General features: G+C 53.7%; 21 protein-coding genes and 1 pseudogene. 11 read left to right on the top strand and 11 right to left on the bottom strand.

From position 1 onward, the window contains the following. Positions 1–73 precede the first annotated feature (73 nt). The 9 genes from GOW04_RS09960 to GOW04_RS10000 all read left to right on the top strand — a co-directional run bounded on the left by GOW04_RS09960 (position 74) and on the right by GOW04_RS10000 (position 8,860). On the top strand, positions 74–661 hold the full coding sequence (locus GOW04_RS09960) for a TRAP transporter small permease (protein ID WP_254430107.1): 588 nt from the start codon (positions 74–76) through the stop codon (positions 659–661). Further along, entirely contained in the window at positions 658–1,950 is a 1,293-nt protein-coding gene (locus GOW04_RS09965) for a TRAP transporter large permease (protein WP_171232421.1), read from the top strand. The genes GOW04_RS09960 and GOW04_RS09965 overlap by 4 nt, the downstream gene beginning before the upstream one ends. 141 nt (positions 1,951–2,091) lie before the next feature. Then, complete coding sequence (locus GOW04_RS09970; protein WP_171232422.1) at positions 2,092–2,502, top strand: universal stress protein; 411 nt, start codon at positions 2,092–2,094, stop codon at positions 2,500–2,502. A 429-nt stretch (positions 2,503–2,931) separates the two neighbouring features. Then, positions 2,932–3,717 carry a linear amide C-N hydrolase gene (locus GOW04_RS09975; protein ID WP_171232423.1) on the top strand — a complete coding sequence of 262 codons (786 nt, stop codon included), beginning with the start codon at positions 2,932–2,934 and terminating at the stop codon, positions 3,715–3,717. 962 nt (positions 3,718–4,679) lie between these two features. Beyond that, the gene (locus GOW04_RS09980) at positions 4,680–6,029 is read left to right on the top strand and encodes a DEAD/DEAH box helicase (protein WP_217356916.1); all 1,350 of its coding nucleotides are present in this window, start codon (positions 4,680–4,682) and stop codon (positions 6,027–6,029) included. A 59-nt stretch (positions 6,030–6,088) separates the two neighbouring features. After that, a complete protein-coding gene (locus tag GOW04_RS09985; protein ID WP_170329064.1) occupies positions 6,089–6,298 on the top strand; it encodes a cold-shock protein in 210 nt (69 codons plus the stop codon). 1,412 nt (positions 6,299–7,710) lie between these two features. Beyond that, complete coding sequence (locus GOW04_RS09990) at positions 7,711–7,848, top strand: hypothetical protein (protein ID WP_170337404.1); 138 nt, start codon at positions 7,711–7,713, stop codon at positions 7,846–7,848. Beyond that, positions 7,848–8,537, top strand: coding sequence for a hypothetical protein (locus tag GOW04_RS09995; RefSeq protein WP_171232424.1), 690 nt, complete (start codon positions 7,848–7,850; stop codon positions 8,535–8,537). Before GOW04_RS09990 ends, GOW04_RS09995 begins: the two co-directional genes overlap by 1 nt. A gap of 74 nt (positions 8,538–8,611) precedes the next feature. Next, positions 8,612–8,860 carry a ParB N-terminal domain-containing protein gene (locus tag GOW04_RS10000; RefSeq protein WP_039524390.1) on the top strand — a complete coding sequence of 83 codons (249 nt, stop codon included), beginning with the start codon at positions 8,612–8,614 and terminating at the stop codon, positions 8,858–8,860. On the opposite strand, the gene GOW04_RS22240 is transcribed toward GOW04_RS10000, so the two are convergent. The 5 genes from GOW04_RS22240 to GOW04_RS10020 all read right to left on the bottom strand — a co-directional run bounded on the left by GOW04_RS22240 (position 8,852) and on the right by GOW04_RS10020 (position 12,771). Further along, positions 8,852–9,232 carry a fatty acid desaturase gene (locus tag GOW04_RS22240; protein ID WP_371814384.1) on the bottom strand — a complete coding sequence of 127 codons (381 nt, stop codon included), beginning with the start codon at positions 9,230–9,232 and terminating at the stop codon, positions 8,852–8,854. The genes GOW04_RS10000 and GOW04_RS22240 overlap by 9 nt on opposite strands. After that, positions 9,177–9,866, bottom strand: coding sequence for a fatty acid desaturase (locus GOW04_RS10005; protein WP_371814385.1), 690 nt, complete (start codon positions 9,864–9,866; stop codon positions 9,177–9,179). The genes GOW04_RS22240 and GOW04_RS10005 overlap by 56 nt, the downstream gene beginning before the upstream one ends. A 72-nt stretch (positions 9,867–9,938) precedes the next feature. Beyond that, positions 9,939–10,145, bottom strand: coding sequence for a cold-shock protein (locus tag GOW04_RS10010; RefSeq protein WP_171115248.1), 207 nt, complete (start codon positions 10,143–10,145; stop codon positions 9,939–9,941). A 378-nt stretch (positions 10,146–10,523) separates the two neighbouring features. Next, complete coding sequence (locus GOW04_RS10015; protein ID WP_256368244.1) at positions 10,524–11,099, bottom strand: carboxymuconolactone decarboxylase family protein; 576 nt, start codon at positions 11,097–11,099, stop codon at positions 10,524–10,526. Between the two features lie 157 nt (positions 11,100–11,256). Continuing rightward, on the bottom strand, positions 11,257–12,771 hold the full coding sequence (locus tag GOW04_RS10020) for an ABC-F family ATP-binding cassette domain-containing protein (RefSeq protein WP_171232426.1): 1,515 nt from the start codon (positions 12,769–12,771) through the stop codon (positions 11,257–11,259). A 370-nt stretch (positions 12,772–13,141) separates the two neighbouring features. On the opposite strand from GOW04_RS10020, the pseudogene GOW04_RS10025 reads away from it, so the two are divergent. Then, a pseudogene (locus GOW04_RS10025) lies at positions 13,142–13,774 on the top strand (tyrosine-type recombinase/integrase). Between the two features lie 197 nt (positions 13,775–13,971). On the opposite strand, the gene GOW04_RS10030 reads toward GOW04_RS10025, so the two are convergent. After that, a complete protein-coding gene (locus tag GOW04_RS10030) occupies positions 13,972–15,606 on the bottom strand; it encodes a sulfatase-like hydrolase/transferase (RefSeq protein ID WP_371814386.1) in 1,635 nt (544 codons plus the stop codon). Positions 15,607–15,621: 15 nt separating this feature from the next. Continuing rightward, positions 15,622–15,801, bottom strand: coding sequence for a hypothetical protein (locus tag GOW04_RS10035; protein WP_171168733.1), 180 nt, complete (start codon positions 15,799–15,801; stop codon positions 15,622–15,624). Between the two features lie 64 nt (positions 15,802–15,865). Here GOW04_RS10035 and GOW04_RS10040 point away from each other — a divergent pair, with 64 nt between their 5' ends. Continuing rightward, entirely contained in the window at positions 15,866–17,314 is a 1,449-nt protein-coding gene (locus tag GOW04_RS10040; protein ID WP_171232428.1) for a tetratricopeptide repeat protein, read from the top strand. Between the two features lie 221 nt (positions 17,315–17,535). On the opposite strand, the gene GOW04_RS10045 is transcribed toward GOW04_RS10040, so the two are convergent. Genes GOW04_RS10045 through GOW04_RS10060 form a run of 4 tightly spaced genes read right to left on the bottom strand, consistent with a single transcriptional unit; the run spans position 17,536 to position 23,740 of the window. Beyond that, positions 17,536–18,840 carry an aminotransferase gene (locus GOW04_RS10045; RefSeq protein ID WP_254430108.1) on the bottom strand — a complete coding sequence of 435 codons (1,305 nt, stop codon included), beginning with the start codon at positions 18,838–18,840 and terminating at the stop codon, positions 17,536–17,538. Between the two features lie 52 nt (positions 18,841–18,892). Then, positions 18,893–20,455 carry a trimethylamine methyltransferase family protein gene (locus tag GOW04_RS10050; protein ID WP_171232430.1) on the bottom strand — a complete coding sequence of 521 codons (1,563 nt, stop codon included), beginning with the start codon at positions 20,453–20,455 and terminating at the stop codon, positions 18,893–18,895. Then, a complete protein-coding gene (locus GOW04_RS10055; RefSeq protein ID WP_171232431.1) occupies positions 20,448–21,680 on the bottom strand; it encodes an aromatic ring-hydroxylating dioxygenase subunit alpha in 1,233 nt (410 codons plus the stop codon). The genes GOW04_RS10050 and GOW04_RS10055 overlap by 8 nt, the downstream gene beginning before the upstream one ends. Beyond that, positions 21,677–23,740, bottom strand: a complete 2,064-nt coding sequence (locus GOW04_RS10060) for an FAD-dependent oxidoreductase (protein WP_171232432.1) — start codon at positions 23,738–23,740, stop codon at positions 21,677–21,679. Before GOW04_RS10060 ends, GOW04_RS10055 begins: the two co-directional genes overlap by 4 nt. Positions 23,741–23,755 lie beyond the last annotated feature (15 nt).

The raw sequence follows: 23,755 nt of genomic DNA on the forward strand, positions 1-23,755 counted from the left end.
AGTTGGCCCTTTTTTCGTCTCTAGCTCAACAAAGGGAGGGAGAAAGATGTCTAGCACTGAAGCAGAGCGTCCGTTGGTCGTCGAAAGCGCGGAAAAGAAGAGCTCGCAAAAAATCACCGATGAGCTGCCAGTTGTTATTGGGTATCCACTGAAAGCAGTGGCTTTTGCCATGAGGCAGATCGTTATGTTTGCCGGTTTCCTGATGGCGTTCACATTTGGGGCAGTTGTTGTCATCCGGTATGGATTTGGCGGTGATCTCTTTGCCTACGAAGAATGGCTTTTGGGCATTAGCATCATCGGCTTTTTTGCAGGTGCTGTTCTGGCCTCTGCCCGCAACCTGCACATCAACGCGGACATTCTTGGCATCGTGATCCAAAACCCTCGGTTGATTTGGTGGCGCGGCTTTGTGGTCCTGACAGTCGAGGTGTCGGTGATCCTGTTCCTCATGTACGCCTGCTATGTCTCGCTGCTTGATGACTTCTCATTCCCCCGGCTGCGCGCAACCCCGGTGCTGCGCATTCCGTTTGTGACCTGGCGGATTGCGATCATGATTGCCTTTGGCCTCATGGCTACGTTCACGGCGGCATATTTGTACGTGCATATCCGCAAGGGACTTGGTCTTCCCTTGAGATCAGAAATGCAAAAAGGAGAAACCCAATGATCATCGGAGGAAGTCTCCTTATTGTCTGCTTTATGCTGCTGTTGGGCGTTAGCGTATATGTGGCATTCGGATCGGTTTTGATCTTCATCGCAATTGTCGGAGATCAATCCATCACCGGCTATCTGCCGACCGGCTCTACGGGCATCCGTTCACTGGTGCTTTTGGCGATCCCGCTCTTCATGATCGCCGGAGGCATCATGGAAAAAGGTAAAATTGCCGCCCCTCTTGTCTCTCTGGCTGAAATGTTCATTGGTCATATCAAAGGTGGATTGAGCGCTGCAGGGGTACTAGCCTGCGGTGTGTTCGGCTCCATCTCCGGCAGTGCGAACGCAACGCTGACCTGTATTGGCGGCATCATGATGCCCCATCTGAAAAAGGCCAACTATCCGGGTGGGCAATCTGCGGCTTTGATCGTCGCGGCCAGCCCCTTGGGTCTGTTGATCCCACCGAGTTCGTCGCACATCCTTTATGGTTGGGTTGCACAGCAGCATGTACTAAAGTGCTTCTTGTCCACCGTCATTCCGGCGATCATCCTGATCACCCTTTTGATCGTCGTAAATCAGTTCCTGCTTCGGAAGTATGACGACATAAACCTGACGGAACGTCCTAAACCATTTCTGCCGACATTCGGAGTACAGGCGCGCCTGGCCGGGCCTGCGCTTATGATGCCACTGATCATTCTGGGCGGAATCTATGGCGGCATAATGACGCCAACCGAGGCTGCGGGTATCGCAGTGGTCTACTCGATCCCGATCGCGATCTACTTCTACCGTGGACTGACCTGGAAAACACTGGCTCAGACAATCCAGAATTCCGGTGTTACGATTGGCGTGGTCATGGTCATGATCTTCATGGTTCTGATCGTGTCAGACAACCTGATCTCACAGGGTGCACCTCAGTTGGCCAAAGATCTGGTTTATTCCGTTTCGGACAATCCAGTTGTGATCCTTCTGATGATCAACGTCGTGATGATCCTGATCGGAATGCTCATGGATGATATCTCCGGTCTGCTTTTGGCAACACCAATCCTACTGCCCATCGCGCAGAGCACCGGCATGGATCCTATCCATTTCGCGGCCGTGATTGGCGTAAACTTAGGTATGGCGAACATCACCCCTCCGACTGCACCTCTGCTCTATCTTGGTGCGCAGGTCTGTGATGAACCGGTTTCGCGCATGCTGTGGCCGACTTTGATCTTCATAGTCTTTGCCTGGCTCCCAACGCTGATGTTGACAACTTTTGTACCAGAGTTGGCCCTGTTCCTGCCGGACCTCTTGCTCAGCAGGTAACGACGGGAAAGCGCAAAAGCCCAAGACGAAACAGCACGCACCCCAATCTTGCGGCTGGGGTGCCTGAGCGCCCTCCCGAAGATGAAGTAGGAGCGGCGAGTTAGCAGCAGATAACTGAAGACCTAAATACGGAGGTTTGAAATGTACAAAAATATTCTAGTCGCGCTGTCTCTGGAACATGGCATCAGTGAACACGCACTTGCGGCGGCACATGCCCTTCTATCCGAAGGTGGAAAAATCACTGCCGCGCATATCCATGAGCCCCCAAACAGACAGATAATGTACTATATGGATGAAGGGATCGCAGAAAAATCTCTCCAAAAAGCTAAGGCGCGCTTGGCCGAACGCCTAAAAAATGAGGCCGACGTGTCGTCTGTCCTGCTTGAGAGTCAATCGGCAGGTCGCGCAATCACCGAATACGCAAACAAACATGGCATCGACTGTATTGTCCTCGCTTCACACAAACCTGGGATGAAAGAGTTTTTTTTGGGTTCCACGGCTGCTCTCGTCGTTCGACACGCACAGTGTTCGGTGCATGTACTCCGCCTGTAGCACGAGCCCACGGGTCGGTACAAAGCTGTAAAAGCCTCAGCTCCCGTCGAGTAGAGGCGTTGTTCTATGACTTCCGTCACCCAGTCTTCACCGACCCGCGACGACTGGGTGGACTCTTCACTGCCGCAAGATTGTTTGCAACATGTTCACCAGTCTGGTGCCATCGCCCTATCCAGAACGGCTCTAAGCTGCTAATAACATTAACACGTGCAAGATACTTCCCGGGCAGCTGTCAATTCTGCGTGGTGTACAACCATAACTGCAAGACACCGCGATAGCTGAGCAAAGCAACCAATCGGAGCCACAACATCCGACCCAAAAGCGGAAATTAATAGCCTCTATTCATCGGTTTTGCGAAGATACGGCCATTGAGTTCGATCCAGAAAATTACTTTAAAAAGGAGACGTCGCCATCGGTCTTTTCACCTGGATGAAACACTCAGTTTTAAATGCAGTCACAGCATCATGCATTTTTGCGACGGCCAGCTACGCATGTACAGGCATCACATTGACGGGTGCTGACGGTACCACCATATTCGCACGGACGCTGGAGTGGGGGACCTTTGACCTTGCGCCAGAGATTCTTGTTATTCCTCGCGGCACAAAAATGAACGCGTCCGTTATGCCTGATGGCGCGGCGGGCCATGAATGGTCCACGACCTATGGTGTGGCAGGGATCACGGCACTGGGTAAGCCTCTATTTGGTGACGTCATGAACGAGGAAGGTCTTGTCGTTGGCACGTTTTATTTGCCGGGGTTTACCGAATACCAAATTTATGAGCCGGACTCTGCTTCAGTCTCTCTGGGTTCGTCCGATTTCGCGGGCTTCATCGCGACACAGTATGGCTCAGTGTCTGATGTCAGATCTGCCCTGGAGAGTATACGTGTCGTGCCGGTCGTCGAACCGGCGATAGGAATTCCACCACCGCTCCACTTCATGGTATCGGACCCGAGTGGCGAGGCAATCGTCATTCAGTACATCGGAGGTAAACCTACAATTTTCGAAGCCCCTCTGGGTGTCATAACAAATGCTCCAAATTACGATTGGCACATCACCAATCTCAATAACTACCTCAACCTCTCGGCTGTGGCGCTTCCGCCTGTTGAGGCCGGGGGCCAACAGTTTGCACCTCTTGGCGCCGGGAGCGGTATGCTGGGATTGCCAGGGGACTTTACACCCCCATCCCGGTTTGTCAGGGCAGTGGCGTTCAGTTAGACCGCACGAGAGACCGAAGGTGGTTTTGACACCGTACGGGAGGCTTTTCGCATCCTGGATAATTTCAACATTCCCGTCACAGCGGCGGAGGGTGATGCCGCTACAGAGGAAACCGAAGACCTGATTTATAGCGCGACCCAGTGGACCGCCGCCAGCGACCTCACAAACAAACGCATCTACTATCACACGCAATGGAACCGAAATGTTCGTATGGTAGATGTGGGCGCGATCGACTTCACGGATCCGAGTCTTGCGGTGGCCAAGCTTCCTTTAGATACCTCACGCGAACCTTCAGTTGAACTGATTGAACTCACCGAAACTCAGTAAGTCCGGCGTGATTGGTAAAAAAGCCGTTCTTGCAAAGATCGCGATTTCTGAACCTTACGCGCTATTTCGCATCGCGGGAACTCAATGTATCTCCTGCGCTCAAGAGTTAGAGTTCACAGCGAAAGCCTCCTATGCGGGTGCCACCCGGCTGTTGCCTGCACTCGGCGCACTAAACTCTCTACCTTCGCTTAAACTCGGCCCATAGCCGACATCTGCCACCCGTCTCGATGCTGCGGTTGCAACCCGCTTTGCCGACATTCGCTGCGACAGCAAAATTTGGGCGAGCCTGAATTCACAGATCGCGGACAAATCCGCCACTCCGTTCGCCGAGGACATGGCGGCAATCAGCAAACCGGACATTCAATCCAAGACTTTGCTATTCCGGCTTTGCGGACAAACGTAACCTTGGCAAATGTCTGCTCTTAAATGAGTTGTTGCTTTCTTAACCTTTGCCCTGTAGGAGAAGCGCAACGCCGCGTGTGGATGACCAAATCAGCGGCAAAGTATTCTCGCCCGTGATCCCCAGATCGTTGTCTTGAATAGCTCCTTGAGAGCAACGAAACGACGGCGGCTATTTCATACGAGCTTCCCAGTAGATTAGAGAGACCAAGTGCCGATAGCGGTGAACCGCGTTTATGGCACGAGACCAAACGCTTTTGACGACATTTGACACCCTCGGCCTTGCCGAGCCAATCCTGAAGGCCATCAAGGCTCAAGGATATTCGACCCCCACGCCCATTCAGGCCAAGGTCATTCCGCTGCTACTTTCTGAGCGCGATGTGATTGGCATTGCTCAGACCGGCACGGGAAAGACCGCCTCATTCATATTGCCTCTTTTGAATCGGATTGAGCGTGAGAAATCAAAACCCGCTCCAAAACACTGCAACGCATTGATCCTGACGCCCACGCGCGAGCTTGCGGCGCAGATCGTAGACAATATCCGTGCTTACAGCCAGTTCAGCCGCATTTCCACGACCTTGGTCGTCGGAGGCGTGCGTCCCGGAGGGCAGATCAAGGCCCTCAGTGCCGGCATAGACATCGTGGTGGCAACACCAGGACGCTTGCTCGACCACCTTGGCACAGGCGTCATCGATCTGTCCGCGACCAAAGCCATTGTGGTGGATGAGGCTGATCAGATGCTGGATCTGGGCTTTCTGCCCAGCATTCGCAAGATCATGGCAAAACTGCCCGAGAAACGCCTGACGGCACTGCTTTCGGCAACAATGCCGGGGCAGATCAGAAAGCTTGCCGATGACTTCCTGAACGATCCGGCAGAGGTTCAGGTGGCGGCTGTTTCAACGCCGATTGAACGGATCGCGCAGAGCGTCCGGCATGTGGCCAAGCAGGACAAACGCCGTGTATTGGCAGACATTCTGTCGGACAAGGACGTGCATCGCGCCGTTGTTTTCACGCGCACCAAACGCGGGGCTGACAACGTCTGCAAGTATTTGTTTGCCGCCGGGATCAACTCCGCATCCATTCACGGGAACAAAAGCCAGCCTCAGCGCGAACGCGCCATGGCGGGGTTCCGGACAGGGGCGACCACCGTCCTTGTGGCAACCGATATTGCGGCACGGGGCATCGACTTCGACGATGTGTCTCATGTGGTGAATTATGAGCTTCCGAATGTACCGGAATCCTACGTGCATCGCATCGGCAGGACCGCTCGCGCAGGCAGAACCGGTACCGCAATTTCACTGTGTGATCGCGAAGAGATGTCCCTCCTGCGGGATATCGAAAAGCTGATCGGCAACAGGCTGCCAAGCGGCTCCGAAGCTCAAGACTTGCCTGCAGAGCAAGGCCGCGATGAGAAGCTGCAGCCCCGTACTACCAAAGCGGAATTTTCAGCCAAACTGCGAGCGGTAGACCACGTAGCACGCAAGCAGAACGGATACAAACAACACAAGATTGATCCGGCTCAGGCGCAAGACGGTCTTATGCGAATGCTCTCCAATATTGGTGAGTTCACCCAACCTGCTGCATGAGCGCAGCAAGCAGCCTGGCCAATCCTGGCAGGCGCAAATGTCATTGAAAGGATAATCTCATGACTACCGGAACAGTAAAATGGTTCAACGAAACCAAAGGCTACGGCTTCATCGAGTTGGATAACGGCAGCGGCGACGCGTTCGTACACATCAGTGCCGTTCAGCGCTCTGGCCTCGATAGCCTGAAAGAAGGCGCAAAGGTCGGCTTCGATCTGAAAGAAGACCGGATGCGCGGCAAGACCTCCGCCGAAAACCTGCAATTGCAGTAGGCAATTCACAAACGATGCCAGATAGCGGTTGCTATTGCCGCTGTCTGGAAGCACAGTCAAAGACTGGTTGATCGGTTCGGATTGGGATTGAGACACAATATGTAAGCGGTCACCTATTGGTGGCGTATTAATAGCTTCGAGCTTCTGCCAGCCCTTAGCAGAGCTCGGTCCCTGTTAGTTCGTCAACGACGACGTTTCAAAGGTGATGTCACGCTGAATTTTGTCTCTCAATTATTCTCTAAGCCACCTGGTCAAACACCGGTCTCAAAAATGAGATATCTCCGTAGCACAGGCTTCGTGACGACGGTGCGGCCTTGACTCTATGCTGGCTAAGAACCACAAGAGTATATTGGTAAAAATTACTCGATGCCGCGATGCTGCCGGCTTCGCAAATCCAATGGCCTTCAGACTAACTGTAGCATGTGCCCCAGCATAGGAACGGGTTTCGCTGGGGTCTTCGCTATGAGCTCGTTCCTCGCAAGCATTTGCAACTGTCACCGGACATGCACCTGTCATCGCGTGACCAAGGAAAGAAGGCGCCGCATGAACAGCACTTGGCACATGAATTGCGTGTTTGATGCCCGATAGATCAGGTCTCAAGCTCCATTTGGATCAGTCACTCATTGGGTTTACGCGCTGCATACTTTGTTTGATCTCGACACTTTTGGTGTCGCTCTCAGGAACGCAGCTTGCTGCCCAAGTCGCAGGCAATGCCAGTGCAACGGTTTGTGGCGAAGGTTTCGAAAACAGAAACGGATCCTGCCAAAGTCCAGACGTACCCCAAAACGCATATTTAACGGGTAGCTCCTATGGCCGCGGGTGGGAATGCAATCACGGTTTTCAGAATGTCGGAGAACTCTGTGAGAAAATAAGAGTTCCTGAAAATGCCTACCTGGCATCAACCGGAGATCAGTGGGCGTGCAATCGGCTGTTCCAGCGTGCCGGAGAAGAGTGTGAAGAAGTGATTTCGCCCCAAAATGGGTACGTCGAAACTCGGTTTGGCGTGCAGGAAATACACTGCAACTGGGGATTTCGTAAGGAGAACCAGGATTGTGTTGCAATAGAGGTCCCAGAAAACGGTCGTCTGAGCGACAGAGGAAGCTCGGATGGTTGGGTATGCCTCAGAGGTTACAGGGCAGCGGAGAGCGGCTGTGAGACTGTGGCTGTTCCACAGCATGCATATCTTGCACCTGAAACTTATTCCGGATGGAAGTGCGAGCGTGGTTTTCGCGCAAACCGGGACAGGTGCGATAAGATTCAAGTTCCTTCCAACGCTCATTTGAACCGAAGAGGTGACGGTTGGGAATGTAATCGTCCATTCACAAGACAGAACGATACGTGCACGGAAAATGTGCCATAACAATGCGTTGGTGGAAACCTATGCCGCATGAGAAATGAGGAAGGACAAAGCCGTGAACAATGACTCGATTGATGAAAACCTGGGCAAAAGCATCAAGGCTGAAAAGGCGCGTCGCCGGTCCAATGGGATAAAGATATCTATTGCATCGGCGGTGTTTGTCGCAGCGATAGTTGTAGTGGTGTTTCTCTGATGCGCAAAAATACCCCTCAAATAACCCTTTCCGGTTCAAAGATGTCAGCTCGAGGTCTGGAACAACGAGCATTTCAGGACCGCAGTGTTCGTAAGTCGCGGAACGCTGACGTATCAGGAGTGATTGAGGAAGAGTTTGGAAAGTACTTGATCAAGGCCGGCGTTCTGAGCGGCGATAGTGTTGCACGGGCATTTCCCAAACCGCCGGCAAAAACGCAGACAATGATTGCCGATGCAGTTGGAGAAACACCAGCATTGGCTATAGAAGCCTTAAAAGAAATTCTCGAAGAACGAGACAGGAAGCGTAGCGGTCAACGCCGTTTGGAGGGAAACTCCGGAACCCTCGTTCCCAGTGAAAGAGAATATGCCGAGGCATTGCGCCAGATCAGGCTCACCCCCGCGCAGGTCACATTGCTCAAAGCACTCACAATCGCAGGCAAGGAAGGTCTGACTATTGGTCACTTGTCTCAGGCAGCTGGTTACAAATCGCGCGAGGCCTCCATCAAGGTTTTCAAGAAAATCGGACTATTGATCGCAGAATATCTGGAACTGGACCTACCCGAAGCCGGATCGGTGCAGAATGATGGCGCCGCTCAGGTCCTGGCATTTTCTCACATCGAAAGTGACGATGAGCCAGCAACTTGGATTATGCATCAGGAACTGCGCGACGCTGTTCGTTCGGTTCTATGACGTACGTTCCAGCCCCCGCTTTTGAAGTGAGCTCTAAATCGGAACAAATGTACGAAAGGTTGGTCACGTAGCTTATGCTGGAGAAACGACCATATCCGCTCGACCTGATTTATGTACCTGTGAAACGGGCAAAAACGCTTGATCAACAAAAAGTTCTGACGCTGGCCGAAGATATTTTGAAAAACGGCCAGAAGACCCCGATCCAGATACGCTCGGACAACAAGAGATTCGTGCTGATTGAAGGCCTTCACCGGTTAGAGGCCATTCGTGCCTTGGGCGGTGACACAGTCGAAGCCTATCTGGTACGCGCCAGACTACACTAAATGCCTGTTGGAATTGGCGTTCGACAAAGCCTCGGAAAATGTCAGCAGACGTTGACTTTTTTCATCCCAAAGATGCAATCGTGCACAATGAAAGCTCTCATATAGAGTAATACGCTGGCAGTTTTCTAACGCAGAATGGTCACGCAAAACTTCGTTTAGCCGGTAAAACGGTATGCGGCTGGCAAGGTGGTGAACATGGTGTACGCCGATGTTAGCAGAGAACCACCGCAGGATGCCTGGTAGGGCATAGTGAGAACTCCCATAGAATGCGGCGTTCTGAAGGTTCCACCCCTCTTCCCGTTCCCAGGTCGTGTGTTCAAACTGGTGTTGAATATAGAAAAGCCAAATACCAATCGAGGCGGCGACGATCATGGTTGGCAGGAATACATAAACCAGAACATCCAGGCCTCCGGTCCAAAAAAATCAGGGCCAGGACCACCGCAATCGCGGCGTTTGTTCCCATTGCGCTTGCCCAATACAGCCAGCCTGACCGCATGAAACCAAAGGGTAAGCGATTTTGCAGAAAGAACGTGTAGACAGGCACGATACAGAACAGGAAGAAGGGGTTCCGGATTAACCTGTAAGCGGCACGCCCGACCCACTTTCGCTTCAGATATTCCTCTACAGTTAACGTAGGGATATCGCCCATCCCGCGCCGATCAAGGTTGCCGGTTGAGGCGTGGTGAATCGCGTGGCTTTGCCGCCAGATGTCAAAAGGTGTGAGGGCGAGAACACCCAAGACCCGGCCTGTCCAATTGCAAACGGTACGGTTTTTAAAAAATGATCCGTGACCACAATCATGCATGATGATGAAGAGACGCACCAGAAATGCAGCGTTAAGGGTTGCCAGTGGAATAGCGACCCAGACACCAAGGGAAAGCGCAAACCACGCTGCGCCCCATAGCGCGAAAAAAGGGATAACAGTAATTGTCAGTTCAAAAACACTACGCTTCGTATCGGGTACGCGGTATTGAACGAGCGCCCGGGTCAATTCCTGCTGTTGCAACTGACTTGTTCTCCAACGGCTCTTGGGAACCCTCTGAGCAACCGGGCACCCCAGAAGGATGCCCGTAGCAGGCTATGCGAGTGCCAGGTTGGAAGCGCTGTCGCGTCCGTCACGACCAGCTTCGACGTCAAAAGTAACCTTTTGGCCGTCCTTCAATTCGCTGATGCCGGAACGTTCAAGAGCGGATACATGCACGAACACATCGCGCTTGCCGTCTTCAGGCTCGATAAAGCCAAAACCCTTGGTCGAGTTGAACCATTTTACTGTGCCATTTGCCATGGTGGAAGTCTCCAATTGCGTGTCGCCCGCATCAATGCGGCGACCCGGCGTGGTCGGTCTAAATCGAAAGACTGAACGCCGAATTGAGGAGACAGCAGGTCGAAAAAGAAAAACGTAAGCTTTATGTATATGGACTTCGAGTACCCACAATACAAGCATTGATGCGGTGGAGGACAACAGAGAGATCCTGCCTGCCTAGCAAAACTTAGGTAAGGTGTCGCTGTTCGCTGTCTTTCGAATACGTGACTGGAGCGGGACGAAGCGCCAATACGCTGCACTTGTGCCTAAGTCCGTTTTCGAAGAATGGACGCGGTGCAAAACGGTGGTAATTGTCTGTGACAGGAAAGCATGAGTTTTGTCGTCAGGCACCACCTGACTCTACGCAGAGGCTTGCTGCTTTATCATCTCTAAGAAAACCAAGTAGGAGTCCTTAGCCGCGTCTGGGCCAGCTTTCTGCAAGGTGTGACCCTGAGTACGCCCACCATAGTCAAAGGTGACGCCGCCGCTTTCGACGATGCGGTTCATCATGTTAAAAAGCCCGGTTACCTCAATTGCTTCGAACAGCGCTTCCTCAACCCATCCCTGTTCAAGAACGGCATCGACATCGGCCTGAACGAGTTTGTTTGGCAAGGTGTTGAGCTTCTCGACATAACGCAGCATCGGTTTCATCTTCTCTGAAACATCCGAAGCCTCGATGTCTTCCAAAAGCTGTTTAATAAGACCGGGATCAATGCCTAACGTTTCAGCATGGATCACGTGCGAACCATAACAAAATCGGCAGGAATTGAGCCCTGATACAAACGCTGCAATGAGCTCCCGTTCTCCGATGGTCAGTTCTCCGTTAGACCGAAGGACTGAGTTCACAAAAGTCATCAAGGGTTCAATATTCTTGGGAAAGCGTGCCAAAAGGTCTCGAAGGTGAGCGCCTTCTGGCAGAGAAGGCAATCGCGGCATTCTTCGAACTCAATTGTTTGGGTTTTTGAACATACCACGGATCGCGTGCGAGTCATCTTTCGGCCAGACGCGAAACAAAGTGAGCTTTGGCTTAAATCTCACGAAAGTCCGTTTCGATGCCTTCCGCACTGCACAAAATGTTGGAACAAAATTATCACTACGAACCCATCTCACTTGCCAAAAACGGCTCGGGGTTGCCCGTTTCTTCCAGACCTTTATCTGTGACAAGCCAAAACCGATTGCCAACATTTCGCAAAAAGCTGCGGTCGTGACTAACAAGCAAACATGAAGCGCCGTGTGTGATCAATTCACCCTCGAGAGCCTCTTGTCCTTCAATGTCGAGATGGTTCGTCGGCTCATCAAGCAAATAGAAATTCGGATTTTTGAGCCGCAGTATCAGCATCGCCAAGTGCGCCTTTTGCCCCCCAGACAGTGCACCGATTCTGGTGCCTTGCATCTGTATGTTCACACCGGCGCCCGCCAAAACGCCACGTGCGCGTTGATCACCAATGTCAAACTGCCCCGTAACAGCGACCATCGGTGTGTCGCTGTCCGAAAGCTGGCTCAGATGCTGGTCTGAATAGGCTGGCACTACCGAAGGGGCACATTTGACCACCCCACTATTCCCTGAAAGTGCACTTTGCACCATCTTTATCAATCGGGTTTTGCCGGTGCCATTGGCCCCCAGAAGCACGATGCGATCTCCTGGCAAAATCCATTTCCGCCCGGTCTTGTACAACAAGCGACCGTCAGGCGTCTCAACCCGTGCGTCATCCAATGTGATCAGAGCTCTGGCATGAGTTCCGCTGTTGACCAGTCTGATATCACCAGCGCTGCGTTCGTAGTGGGCAGCTTTGGCAGATGCTTCAATCTGCGCCGCGCGATCATTTAGCTGTTTGGTCTTGTTCACCAGAAGATCAGACCCAGAATTGATGCCGATGTTCTTCAGCTTCGTCGCCTGCTTGCGTAGCTGCTGCGCTTTGTTCAATTCATTGGCAAACCGTCGTTGGTCAGCAGCATCCGCTTCATCAAGCGCCGCCCGTGCTGCCGAAAATGGAAGTGAAAAAACACGTGACCTTTTCGCGCGCAAAAACAGCGTTTTGTTGGTGGTCGCATCGAGAAATGCTCGATCATGAGAGGTCACCACAATGGGCACTTCACGTGGCAAGGCAGACAACCAGTTCTGGAGCAAGCCTATACGATGCAAATCCAAATGATTGGTTGGTTCATCCAGCAATAGGATATCTGGCTCCTGAATCCACGCGGCAGCCAACAATGCAATCCGCTGCCACCCACCGCTCAATTCGTTGAGCAGGCGATGCTGCAACTCGAGCGGAACACTCAGATCACCAAGCACGACATCCACACGCCAGCTTTCGTATTCTGCCTGCTCGGCAGGAAGGGCACCCAGCACCCACTCATAAAGCGTTTTGGCATAGGCGCGTTCCGGCACGTATTGGGTTACATATCCCGCTCGCAAACCGCGCGCCCGGACGATACTCCCGTTGGTCGGTTCAGATTGGCCGGCCATGCATTCCAAAAGTGTTGTCTTACCGCGCCCATTTGCGGCAACCAATCCAATACGATCACCCTTGGAAATTGTCAGGTTCAGTTCATCGAAAAGGAGGTCGCCACGGATTACGCTTAAAGCGTTGATGTTCATCACAGTCATCAGAGTCTCTGCTCATAGAAAGGGGTGCCGAAGTGCGGCTTTGGGCAGACCGATAGAAAGGTTGTTTCTCGGGCCCGCCCTGCAAACGCATTTACAGGGCGAAACGGGGACCATGCTGAAGTCGGCGGGTGATACGCATGTTCAGCTTGTGCCCTCCCGTTGTAGATTGTGACTATGTGCTCAGACCTTAAAAAACAATTCCCGTCTCATCAAGCGGCTCGACAAGAAAAGCAGACCTTTGCCGGATTGCAAAAAAACCGGTTTGGGCTCTTGATCCAACATCGGATGCGGCGCGGCATGTTGTGATAGGATACTCTGGTCAACGTCAGGTTGTCGTTTTGGGAGGACATGGCGGATCGGAGGATCAGCCATGGAAACACCAAACTTACCTGCCATTCGTGCGCTTCGGCCAACCTGGAACAAAGGACGCATCGTCGGTCAGAAGCGACCATTGAAACCAAAGCATGTCTGGGCAATCCGGGTACGACTTGAACTGGCCGAGAATCACCGTGATCTCGCGCTATTCAATATGGCCATTGACAGCAAATTGCGGGGCTGTGACCTCGTGAAGATGAAAGTCGTCGACGTCATGGCGTCCGGTCAGATCAAAGAAAGGGCGTCGGTCTTACAAAGCAAAACGCAGAAGCCGGTGCGCTTCGTAATTTCTGAAGGCACACGCGCCTCGGTTGAGAAATGGATGGAAGATGAACTCATGGTCGGCTCAGAGTACCTGTGGCCGGGTCGGTTCCATGAGCGCCTGCACATCTAAACCCGGCAGTATGCAAGGATTGTCCGCGACTGGGTTACATCGATCGGTCTCGAGGCGAGTGCTTACGGTACCCATTCGATGCGCACAACCAAAGTCACCCAGATATACAAGAAGACTGGCAACCTTCGAGCCGTTCAGCATCTTCTCGGTCACACCAAGATGGACAGCACGGTCCGGTACCTAGGCGTTGAACTCGAGGATGCGCTGGCCATCGCCGAAGCCATTGAAATCTAGCGTATTTGGGTCGCCTTCATTGGCGGCCCTTTGCCGACACTCATGGTGGTTCTGTGAATCTGCAGCCGCAACCCGCATAGCCGCCTTTCGCCGCGACTGCTCGAATTCGATAGTGACCAAGGTCTCAAGAGCAAACCAAGCAGACATTTTGTTGATGGAGCCATTTGCAATGGCTCCAAGCTTCCCTTAAACGAAACTTACCAGTCCACTGTCTTTTGTGGCGTATACTGCGGCGTCGGTTCGGGATCGAAGGACGTGTCAAAATCACGGTAGAAACTGCTCACTGACCGATGCGGATAATCTTCGATCAGCAGCATGTGTTCCTGAATCATCTTTGTGATGCCCGGGCCCGCCCAAATTCCGTTTTGCGCCTCATTTGGGAACCGCTCGGCGGGATCATGATACAAATTGAAAACCTCGTAGAAATGAAAGTCAGGATTCCTCGGCTTGAGGTTCAGTTTGACCTGATCCTTGCGCACCGCCTCCAAGTTTTGGCGATTGTAGTGGAAGACATAGTCGCGACGCCCATTGCCTTCTCCAAGCAGGAACAAACCAGATTGGTCGACACCGTCGATAACACGATCGCCGGGCACCTCCGAGAGCACCCCACCGATGCTTGCCCACGTCGTGAAGAAATCCGTGATCTGGACGATGTCAAGCGGGTCTTGCCCCGGCTCGATCATACCCGGCCACCACGCGATCGCAGGCACGCGGATGCCGCCTTCCCGTGTTTCTCCCTTGCCCCCTTGAAGCAAGGAATAACCTCCATGCGGGTGCACCGTGTACATTGGCCCATTGTCCGAACTCCAAACCACCAAGGTGTTCTCTGCGATTCCAAAATCGACCAGAGTCTTCAGAACGCGCCCGACATTGTAGTCATGTTCCACCATTTGAGCTGCGGTATTGGTTTCAGCAGGTGTGTCGCGAAAATCGGGGTGAGCGCCCCAGAAATGGTTTCCCTTGCCCCAGAAGTTCACGAAAAACGGCTGCTCCGTATCGGCTCGCCGCGTGATGAACTCGATGACGTTGTCCGCGACCTCTGTGTCGTAGGTATTGTACCTTTCCATTGAGTATTCATAGACAAGTTCCGGCTCCTCGCCTTTCTTTGCCCGCATGACGCCGCCGGTGTCATAGGGAAATCCCTCAGGGCCGGGCGAGTGCATCAAAGCGCGCTGTGTGAATCCGCCAATATCGTCATCTTTGGAAGCGTTCTTGTTGTTAACCCACCAAGGAGGATTTCCTTCCGACCATTCCGCCTCGTCGAAACCTTGTTCTGTCGGATGGTTGCCGTCGTCGTCGCCCAGATGCCACTTGCCGAAAAAACCAGTGTAGTAACCCGCGTCCGACAGCAACTCGGCGATTGTCACCTCATCACTGTGCAAACCAGTTCCGCTCTCGCCCGGTAGCGTGATGTTATAGACGCCGTTTCGGATGGGATGACGCCCGGTCAGAACCGCGCCACGCGACGGCGAGCATTCGACCTCCGAATAGAAGGACAGAAACTTCATGCCCTCTTCCGCCATACGGTCCAGGCTGGCTGTTGGCGCTCCACGAATTTTGCCGCCGCCATACACGCCAAGTTCTGTGTACCCGACGTCGTCGGCCATGATGTAGACAATGTTGGGTTTCTTTCCGAACCGCGCTTCGAGAGCCACCAGCTTTTCGCGCACAGTGGCGTCATCGTCAGCCCAGGCGAGACCGAATTCCTGCTCCATCCGGACAAACTCTGCGTCATGGACGATTTGATCTGCCGCCATCGCTGCAAAGGCCGCGCCACTTATCGCTATCGACAAGCCCAAAGCAGGCTGGGTTCTGTTTCGTATGATCCACATCGTGCAATCTCTCCTTCAATCGTTGTCTCGTATTTCAACGGCCTCTATTCGCCGCTGGAGTTCTTCGATCAATTCCGAAACGATGGAGGTGGCGGGTTCGTCTTTTGAAACTTCGTCAAACCCGTACGATCCGGCAATCTCTTCCAAATCGTCGAAGACTTCACCAATGCGACTGTCGAACTGACGGCTCTTCACATACTTTACAAAAAGTCCTGGGTTATATCGTTCAAGAAAGGTCACGTGCCTCCAAATCGTCTGGTTGGACACGCTCAGACTTGCGGGTAAAATATCCGTCAGGGAAGTAACTTACCCTAAAATCGCCAGTAAGCTCACGCACTATCTGTTTGAAAATATGACCGAAACCAAAGGAAACAGCACCTGCCGCGACAAGAGCGGAAACGACCTCAGTGTCGAAGAAAAACGTGCTGCTGTGGCTTCGGTGGTGGAAAGTCGGATATTCGCGAACTCGCCGCGTCTCAAGGAATTCCTGATTTACGTGACGGAGAAATCTCTGTCCGAGGAGGGGGCGGACCTCAGCGCCAAGTCCATAGGGTTCCATCTCTACGGACGGGATACCGTCGACGAGACAAACTCCGCTAACTTCGTTCGCGTTGAGGCGGGACGGTTGAGAAGGTCTTTAGATGACTACTACGACAGGGATGGCCGAGCGGACGCCGTTCGCGTTCACATACGCAAAGGCGGCTACGCACCCACATTCGAGCGTCACGTCGTTTCAGCGCAATCTCCGGCCGCCGACGGCACAGCCAGACCACTTCTCAGTGGAGGTCCGAAAAAACTTCGCTTAGTGCTTGTTGCGTGCGTACTGCTGGCGGTAATCGCACTCGGGGTTTTTGAGGTGCTCCGTCTCGGTCCGCGTCCGGACGATGCAGAACTCGCGGCCCGCGTCGAGCGTCAGGCGCTCATGGAGCAATCGCCTGCGGCATTGGAAGCCGCCAACATGGCCTTGCAGGCCAGAGGTCTAATCTATCCAATTTTCGACGCGCATCGACAAATGTTGACCACGGAATTGTTCCGCGCCGCGATTGAGATCGATCCGAACTCCGCGTTGCCCTATGCGGGGGCGGCCCAAACTCTCGGCTCGCTTGCGCTTCTGTCAATCGCTGGTGAAAGGCACGACAATTTTTTGGCTGAAGCCCGCGAAATGCGCGATCGGGCGTTAGAACTCGACGCGGATCACGAATGGGTTCAATCAGCAGCAGGCTGGGTGGCGTTTGTGGAACGCGATTTCGAAAGTGCCATGAGGTATTCCGAACGCGCATTGTCGCTGGCGCCTGAAAACGGCAACGTGCTGGACTTTTACGGCGTTGTAGCAATCGCGTCTGGAGAGTTCGAAAAAGGGTTAAGAGCGGGTGACCGTGATCGCCCAAGAGAAGGTGAAAACACACGTTTTGCGTATTTGAATATACTGGGAGCGGCACATTTTCATCTTGGCCAATACCACGAAGCAACCTCTGCCTTTGAAGAGGGCAACGCAAGTGGTGGTCCGGTTTCCGCTCTTGGGGTCGTGTACTTGGCCGCTGCTTACTCCTCCGTCGGCAGGGAGCAGGACGGTCGCCGCTTGATCGGTCAAATCGAAAAAAGTTGGCCGGGGTTTCCAATAGAAGAGTTTTTGACGCGACTTCATCGTCAGCCGGACACAGCGCGACAGTTGGTCAAAAAGCTGCGCTCTGTCGGGTGGGCGGGATAGCTTTGGCAAATTGCCAAGTGAACCACCCAGGCGTAGGCTTGAAGGGGGTCGACAAGAATGACCACTCTCGGCTCGTTTCAGATCTCCAAGGCAGCGCGGCATCTCTCGGCCATGACACATTGGCCTCGCCGCTGGCGGCCCATTGCGGACATTTAGGACGGAATTCAAATGCTGCAGTGGCATACCGGTCTGCGGACATCCGCAACAGTGGCGCAAGCTCTTCATTGTTCACTGATTCCGCCAAGCCACGTTCGTGTCGCTTCAAGCCCTTTGCGCAAGATAGAAAACATCTGCTCAATTTCACTTTCGTTGATGATAAGGGGCGGTGAAAGAACACACATGTTGATAATAGGTCGAACTAATAACCCACGTTTTTGGCATTCTAAATCGATCTGGCCGCCAATCTCGTAGTCGCATCCCAGATCGCTCCGGGGATCACCATCGACTGAGCATTGTACGCATCCCATCAACCCCATCCCGCGCACATCGGCAACGATGTCAATCTGTCGCAAATGCTGCAGCTGATCCTGAAAAACCGGAGCGACCTTTTGAACGTGTTCGAGAAGTTTTTCCCGCTCAATGATCTCAATGCCCATCAAACCCGCAGCCGCGCTAACTGGATGACCAGAATAGGTGTAACCACTTGAGAAGGTGGCATCTTTTCCCGCAACGTCGGCGATCAATCGGTCAGAGATAATCGCGGCACCCATCGGCGCGTACCCAGATGTCATTCCTTTAGCACAAGTTATTATGTCCGGCTGAATGCCGAAAACAGCCTCTGACGAAAACCAATGGCCCAATCGCCCAAAAGCTGTCACCACTTCGTCGGAGATGTATAGAACATCATACTTCTTGCAGATGTTTAGGCAGCCTTTGTGATATCCCTTTGGCGGCACGATCACGCCACCAGATGCCAGAACCGGTTCGGCGATAAAAGCGGCAACATTTTCTGGGCCAAGCGCCAAAATGGCGTTTTCAAGATCGGAAACTTTCTCCTTCAGAAAGCTCTCTTCGCTTTGACCAGGTGAACGGTAGAGCGGATTCACGTCTGGCAGGAAATGAGCGAGGTCATCGGCTTTGTCGAGCCAAAGCCGGTCACGCTCTTTTCCACTGACGCTGGCCGCCAAGTAGGTGCTTCCATGATAGGCTTTTTGCCTTGAAATGATTTTCTTTTTCTCCGGTCGACCCAAAAGGTTGTTTCTAAAATGGACAAACCGGATTGCCGTATCAACCGCAGTGGAACCGCCGGTGGTAAAAAAGACATTGTTCAAGTCGCCCGGCGCACGTTTGGCGATTTCGCGCGCGAACCGCGCGGCAGTCGAGTTGGAGTTGTTAAAGGGCGAGAAATAAGCAAGGTTCCGAGCCTGCTCAGCCATGGCCTCGGCCATCTCCTCTCGCCCATAACCGATCTGGGTGCACCACATGCCTCCCGGTCCGTCGATCAAGCGTTCGCCTTTTTCGTTCATGACATGGATGCCGCTAGCACCTTCAATAAATGTCCGGTCGTTTTCGCCCAAGGTCGCCATCCCTTCCCACGGGTGCAGGAAGTGGTCGTTGTCCCAGTGCTTGGCGTTAGAGTTATCCACGGCGGGCCATACTTTCTGCGCTCATCACAATTGGGAACTCTTCGCGCACCTGAGCGTCTGAAGCGCCGAAGTAGTTGGGGAAATGGCTGTCGAGTATGGAATTGGCCTTGTCACGGGCGCGGTCCAACAGATCAGTTTTGCCTTCGTTTTCCCATGTATCTGTACGCTCACGATCCATGAGTCGCGGGTAGACAAATTCGGTGTTCATATAGTTCAGCGTGTGTGGGTTGCCGAGGAAATGACCTGGGTCGATGGCGCATTGGTGGATTACATCCACCGCCATGGTTTCATCTGTGACCTCTATCCCGCGCAACGATCGCAGGATCATACCACCTGCTTCGTCATCGATGACCATGCTTTCAAAACTGCATCCCATCAGGCTGCCGATCATCCCGCCGAACTCGCACAGCCGATTGGCACCAGCATGGGCGGCAAGCGTGAAGGTTAGCGCCTTTTCCAACCCGTATTGCGCGTCGGGTGTTTTGGCATCTGTCATGCCTGCGCCAACGGATGTGGGAAGGCCATAGAAGTTGCCCATCTGAATGGCTGCCGCCCCGATCAGGGCTTGTTCGCCACTGCCGCCGGTGAACGATCCGCTGCGCAGGTCAGTGATGAAGGGCCAGGCAGCAAAGCAGACCGGACAGCCCGGTGTGATGAGGTTAACAATGGCAACACAGGCCAGTGTTTCGGCTACGGTTTGAACCAGTGTTCCCGCAAGCGTCGCGGGGGCTGTGGCCCCGGCCTGAGGAGGCACTGCCAGATCGACCGTCAGGCCCAACTTGGCTGTATCAATCAGGATTTCCATGTTTTCCTTGCCGATCCGCAAGGGGGAAACCATAGGGCAGCCGCCAAATATGACGCTTGGCTTTTTCATGAAAGCCCCATCGCCACCTTGCGCCATATCGAACATGCGAATGGCATGTGGGATGTGGCTACGGTCGCGAAAGGTCAGACAGGCAGGTTTTTGGCTACCTGCGAGCATCGCATATATGGTGTTCATGTCGTGAGCGAAATCATCGGCCACGTCGGTGGCCAAAACCGTATCGCCCAGCATATGGATGTTGTCCAAACAGTCCACCAGACGGGTGAAATCATAAACGTCGCGCAGGACCGAAGGGCGATAAGTTTTGGTCTCGGAATCGAAGGTTGTGACAGCGGTGCCAGAGTTGGCGAAATAGACACTCTCTGCCGAGCAATGCATGTCGTCTTTGCCTTCACGCTCTCCGCGGGCATAGACATAAAACTCCTTAGCAGCACCAGCCAGGATGTCTTCCATCAGCGCACGGGGAAAGCACAGCCGATTAAGGTCATTCATCACCGCGCCCTTGGGCAGCACCAGATCAAGCAGTTCCGGGAAATGGTCGGTGACGCCGGTGTTTTCCAGAACGGTCAGGGCCGCTTGGTGGATGTTCTCCATATCTGATTGGGTCAACGGCTTATAGCGTCCGCCGCTTAAACCTCCACGCACGGCCTCGTTGCCCGTAGTCGCCTGTTGCACCTTTATGCGCGCGGCGCGCCCACCACCACCGCGACGGCGTGATTTTACCTCAGCCATTACCGGCCATCCTTTGTTCTGGTTCCGGACTGATCATTGCGAAATAGAAATCGTAAAAATCCTGGATCGCGGTTTCCATTTCGCCCAAGGGGCCCGGTTGGAAGTATTGAGAATTCACGCCGGACTGGTTGTGGCGAATGATGCGTTCGTCATCCAAAGATGTGACATGCCAAAGCCAGGTCAGGTCTTCTTTGTCGTAGTCTTCGCCTTCTTCGGCGTCAGCGCGCACCAGCCAGACCACCTGAATGTCGGTTTCCTGTAAGCCTCGTGGAATGAAGCGGTAGCCGACCATGTGATCCGAATAAATCAGGAACCAATTCAATGGACCAATATCAAAGTCAGTTGCGCCACCGTCGAAGCCTTTGAGCGTTCCAAGCAATGGTGCAAGTGCCTCGCCCGATTGGCTGCCGGTTTTGTAGCCTTGGTAAAGCGGATAGCGACGATAGTACCCGCTGGTAAATGGGGTCAGCGCAGCGTCGCCGACAAGAGTCAATTCATTGGGTGACAGCCCGGCTTCTACAGCCCTAGCCTTTAGCGGCTCGACCAAACCAGCCATGTCTTGCGGTGATTTCAAGCTATGGGAGCGAGAATACTCTTTGTGCGCTGGCCCGCAGTGGTAGCATTCAAGGTAGTTCTCAACCGCTAGTTTCCAATTCGCGGGAACAGGAAATGACGCGGTATGCGCTACTTTCAAATCGTTCAGGCCATAGGGTTCGACGAGTGGCTCAAGTTTGCTGAGGACAGGATCAAGTGATGGGGTGTTTGCATCGGCACAGACAAAGATCAGGCCCTTGAAGACACTCACCTGAACGGGAAGAAGCCCAAACTTTGACGGGTCGAATTGTTCCCCCATATTGTGACTTGCACGAAGTTTTCCTGATAGCTCATATGTCCATGCGTGGTAGGGGCAAACAAGAACGCGGGCGTTGCCGGACTGTTCAGTGCAGACGCGAGATCCGCGATGGCGGCAGACATTCAAATGAGCACGAATATCGCCATCGCAGTCGCGAACAATGATAATGCTCTCCGGGCCATAGTCGAACAGGAAGTAGTCACCGGGGCTTGGGATTTGACTGACATGCCCTGCCCAAAGCCAGTTGCGGTTCCAGACCCGGGCAATGTCATAGTTATAGATGTCTTGGGAGGTATAGAATTCGCGCGGCAGGGCGTGGCCGTACTGGTGCGAGGCTATCAGCGCATCCAACTCAAACGGTCGGCTGTTCATCTCGTTTCCTCCAAATCGATTATCTCGCGGCGAAACCAATCTTGATCTGCTTCTGCCTTGGGGCGTTCAAAATCACGGGCCGCGCGGTGGCCCGCGAAGACTGCGTCGACGATCAGCCCTGGAGAAGCGGCATCGCCAATAAGTTCGACGGTTTTCAACCTGAGCCCGCGCAAGCTGTCATATAGCGTCGTCTCACGCTGACGTTCAGTGACCAGAATTGTCGAGGCACATGGAATATCCATTTCGCGACCAGTAAAGGCACAACCGATGCGGGCCATGTCACCTTGAACCGCCGTCAGCACCTGATTGCAACGAATGTCGATACCAAGCTCCATCAGACGGGCCTGAATGCGAGGCTGCTCCAAAGTATTGATGGAGTAAGCTGAAACCAAACTCTCCGGCGTGACAAAGACCACCTGGTATCCTGCAGCCGCCAGTTTCTCGGCGATCACTCCTGCCAGATAGATATGATCGTCATCATAGATCATGACCGGGCCATCCCGCGGTAGAACACCATTCATGATGTCATCAGGCGTCAGCACATTGGCGCTTTGCTCGATCTGTGGCACATGGCGCTGGGTGTTACGGCCCATGCCGTCGGTTCGCCAAAGGCTGCCGGTGGCCACAAAGACGTGTTCGACGCCCAGCTCTGCCACTTGATCGCCATCTAGCCTGCTGTCAGTGAACAGCTGAACGTTGCCGCGTTGCTTTAAGTCATGCAGACGATAGTCGACGACGCGGGACCAAGCTGCGAGGCCGGGAAGTTTGCTTTCCTTCGTAACCCGCCCGCCCAATTCGGCAGACGCCTCGGCCAAGGTCACCTGATATCCTCGCCTTGCCAACTGCATGGCGCATTCAAGACCGGCAGGGCCACCGCCAACAACCAAAGTGTCCGCGTTGCTCTTTTTCGGCGCGATGATCTCGGGGTGCCAACCGCGTCGCCATTCCTCACCCATGGTGGGGTTTTGAGTGCAGCGGATCGGGATGCCCAGATTGTCAGAGGAGACGCAGATATTGCAGCCGATACATTCGCGGATTTCGTCAATGCGACCCTTCTCAATCTTTTTCGGAATGAACGGGTCCGCTATGGAAGGTCGCGCGGCTCCGATAAGGTCGACAATTCCCTTATTGACCATCGACAACATCATGTCAGGCGACGTCAGGCGACCGACACCAACCACAGGTTTGCGGGTGATCTGCTTAACGTGGGACAGAAACGCGTTCTGATATCCGTCCTGTGGCTGAAAACGAGTCGTGGCACTGTCATTGGACCAGTCAGCCACATTCACATCCCATAGGTCAGGAAGATCAGCCAAGAGCTCGACAATGGCGCGGCCTTCTTCTGCTGCCTGCATGCCCCCGGCACCCATCATCTCATCAATAGCAAAACGGAACGCCACAGCACAGCTGTCGCCCACGGCTTCGTGAGTGTCTTCCAGCAGTTCACGTGTCAGACGCACGCGATTTTCGAGCGACCCACCATATTCATCGCTACGCTGGTTCATATGCGGCAGCATGAAATGCTGCGCCAATGTCATGTTGTGCCCGGCATACACATAAATGATGTCAAACCCGGCATCTTTCGCGCGCAAGGCGGCCTCGCGGTGCCAACGGCGGAATTCCCGGATGTCGGCCTTATCCATAGCGTGCGCCTGCTTGGGGTGTGTCGTGTCGACGGACATTTCGGAAGGTGCAAGAACCGGGGCGCGGGTTAGCAGGTTTTGCGCATGATTGCCGTTATGAACCAGCTGGATAGCCGCCAGTGCACCATGTGCATGTACTGCGTCTGTCATCAGCCGCAACGCGGGCACATCGCGCGCGTCCCATAGCCGCCCTTCGGCGTAAGGAGAAAGGTCAGAAGTCGGGTGAATCTCCGTCTCCTGATTGGAAACCACCGCCCACCCGCCTTCGGCCTTCATTCCACGAACGGCAGCATCCGCCCTTGGTCGGAGGTGCCCCAGCCCGGTGCAATGAGGCACCTGATAGAAGCGGTTCCTGGCAGTGACTGGCCCGATTTGAACCGGTTCCAAGAGCATAGCATATGGGTTCGCGTCTGACATGTTCACGCGGTTTCC

The organism is Ruegeria sp. HKCCA4812, assembly GCF_013034245.1.
Taxonomy (GTDB): Bacteria; Pseudomonadota; Alphaproteobacteria; order Rhodobacterales; family Rhodobacteraceae; genus Ruegeria.

What these genes read in the sequence shown, in the direction of transcription:
- GOW04_RS10015 (WP_256368244.1), bottom strand. Translation starts at nt 11,099, where the DNA reads ATGCCGCGATTGCCTTCTCTGCCAGAAGGCGCTCACCTTCGAGACCTT.
- GOW04_RS10050 (WP_171232430.1), bottom strand. Translation starts at nt 20,455, where the DNA reads ATGGCTGAGGTAAAATCACGCCGTCGCGGTGGTGGTGGGCGCGCCGCG.
- GOW04_RS10060 (WP_171232432.1), bottom strand. Translation starts at nt 23,740, where the DNA reads ATGTCAGACGCGAACCCATATGCTATGCTCTTGGAACCGGTTCAAATC.
- GOW04_RS10045 (WP_254430108.1), bottom strand. Translation starts at nt 18,840, where the DNA reads ATGGCGACCTTGGGCGAAAACGACCGGACATTTATTGAAGGTGCTAGC.
- GOW04_RS09975 (WP_171232423.1), top strand. Translation starts at nt 2,932, where the DNA reads ATGAAACACTCAGTTTTAAATGCAGTCACAGCATCATGCATTTTTGCG.
- GOW04_RS09970 (WP_171232422.1), top strand. Translation starts at nt 2,092, where the DNA reads ATGTACAAAAATATTCTAGTCGCGCTGTCTCTGGAACATGGCATCAGT.
- GOW04_RS10000 (WP_039524390.1), top strand. Translation starts at nt 8,612, where the DNA reads ATGCTGGAGAAACGACCATATCCGCTCGACCTGATTTATGTACCTGTG.
- GOW04_RS10055 (WP_171232431.1), bottom strand. Translation starts at nt 21,680, where the DNA reads ATGAACAGCCGACCGTTTGAGTTGGATGCGCTGATAGCCTCGCACCAG.
- GOW04_RS09980 (WP_217356916.1), top strand. Translation starts at nt 4,680, where the DNA reads ATGGCACGAGACCAAACGCTTTTGACGACATTTGACACCCTCGGCCTT.
- GOW04_RS22240 (WP_371814384.1), bottom strand. Translation starts at nt 9,232, where the DNA reads ATGATCGTCGCCGCCTCGATTGGTATTTGGCTTTTCTATATTCAACAC.
- GOW04_RS10030 (WP_371814386.1), bottom strand. Translation starts at nt 15,606, where the DNA reads ATGTGGATCATACGAAACAGAACCCAGCCTGCTTTGGGCTTGTCGATA.
- GOW04_RS10010 (WP_171115248.1), bottom strand. Translation starts at nt 10,145, where the DNA reads ATGGCAAATGGCACAGTAAAATGGTTCAACTCGACCAAGGGTTTTGGC.
- GOW04_RS10020 (WP_171232426.1), bottom strand. Translation starts at nt 12,771, where the DNA reads ATGACTGTGATGAACATCAACGCTTTAAGCGTAATCCGTGGCGACCTC.
- GOW04_RS09965 (WP_171232421.1), top strand. Translation starts at nt 658, where the DNA reads ATGATCATCGGAGGAAGTCTCCTTATTGTCTGCTTTATGCTGCTGTTG.
- GOW04_RS09985 (WP_170329064.1), top strand. Translation starts at nt 6,089, where the DNA reads ATGACTACCGGAACAGTAAAATGGTTCAACGAAACCAAAGGCTACGGC.
- GOW04_RS09995 (WP_171232424.1), top strand. Translation starts at nt 7,848, where the DNA reads ATGCGCAAAAATACCCCTCAAATAACCCTTTCCGGTTCAAAGATGTCA.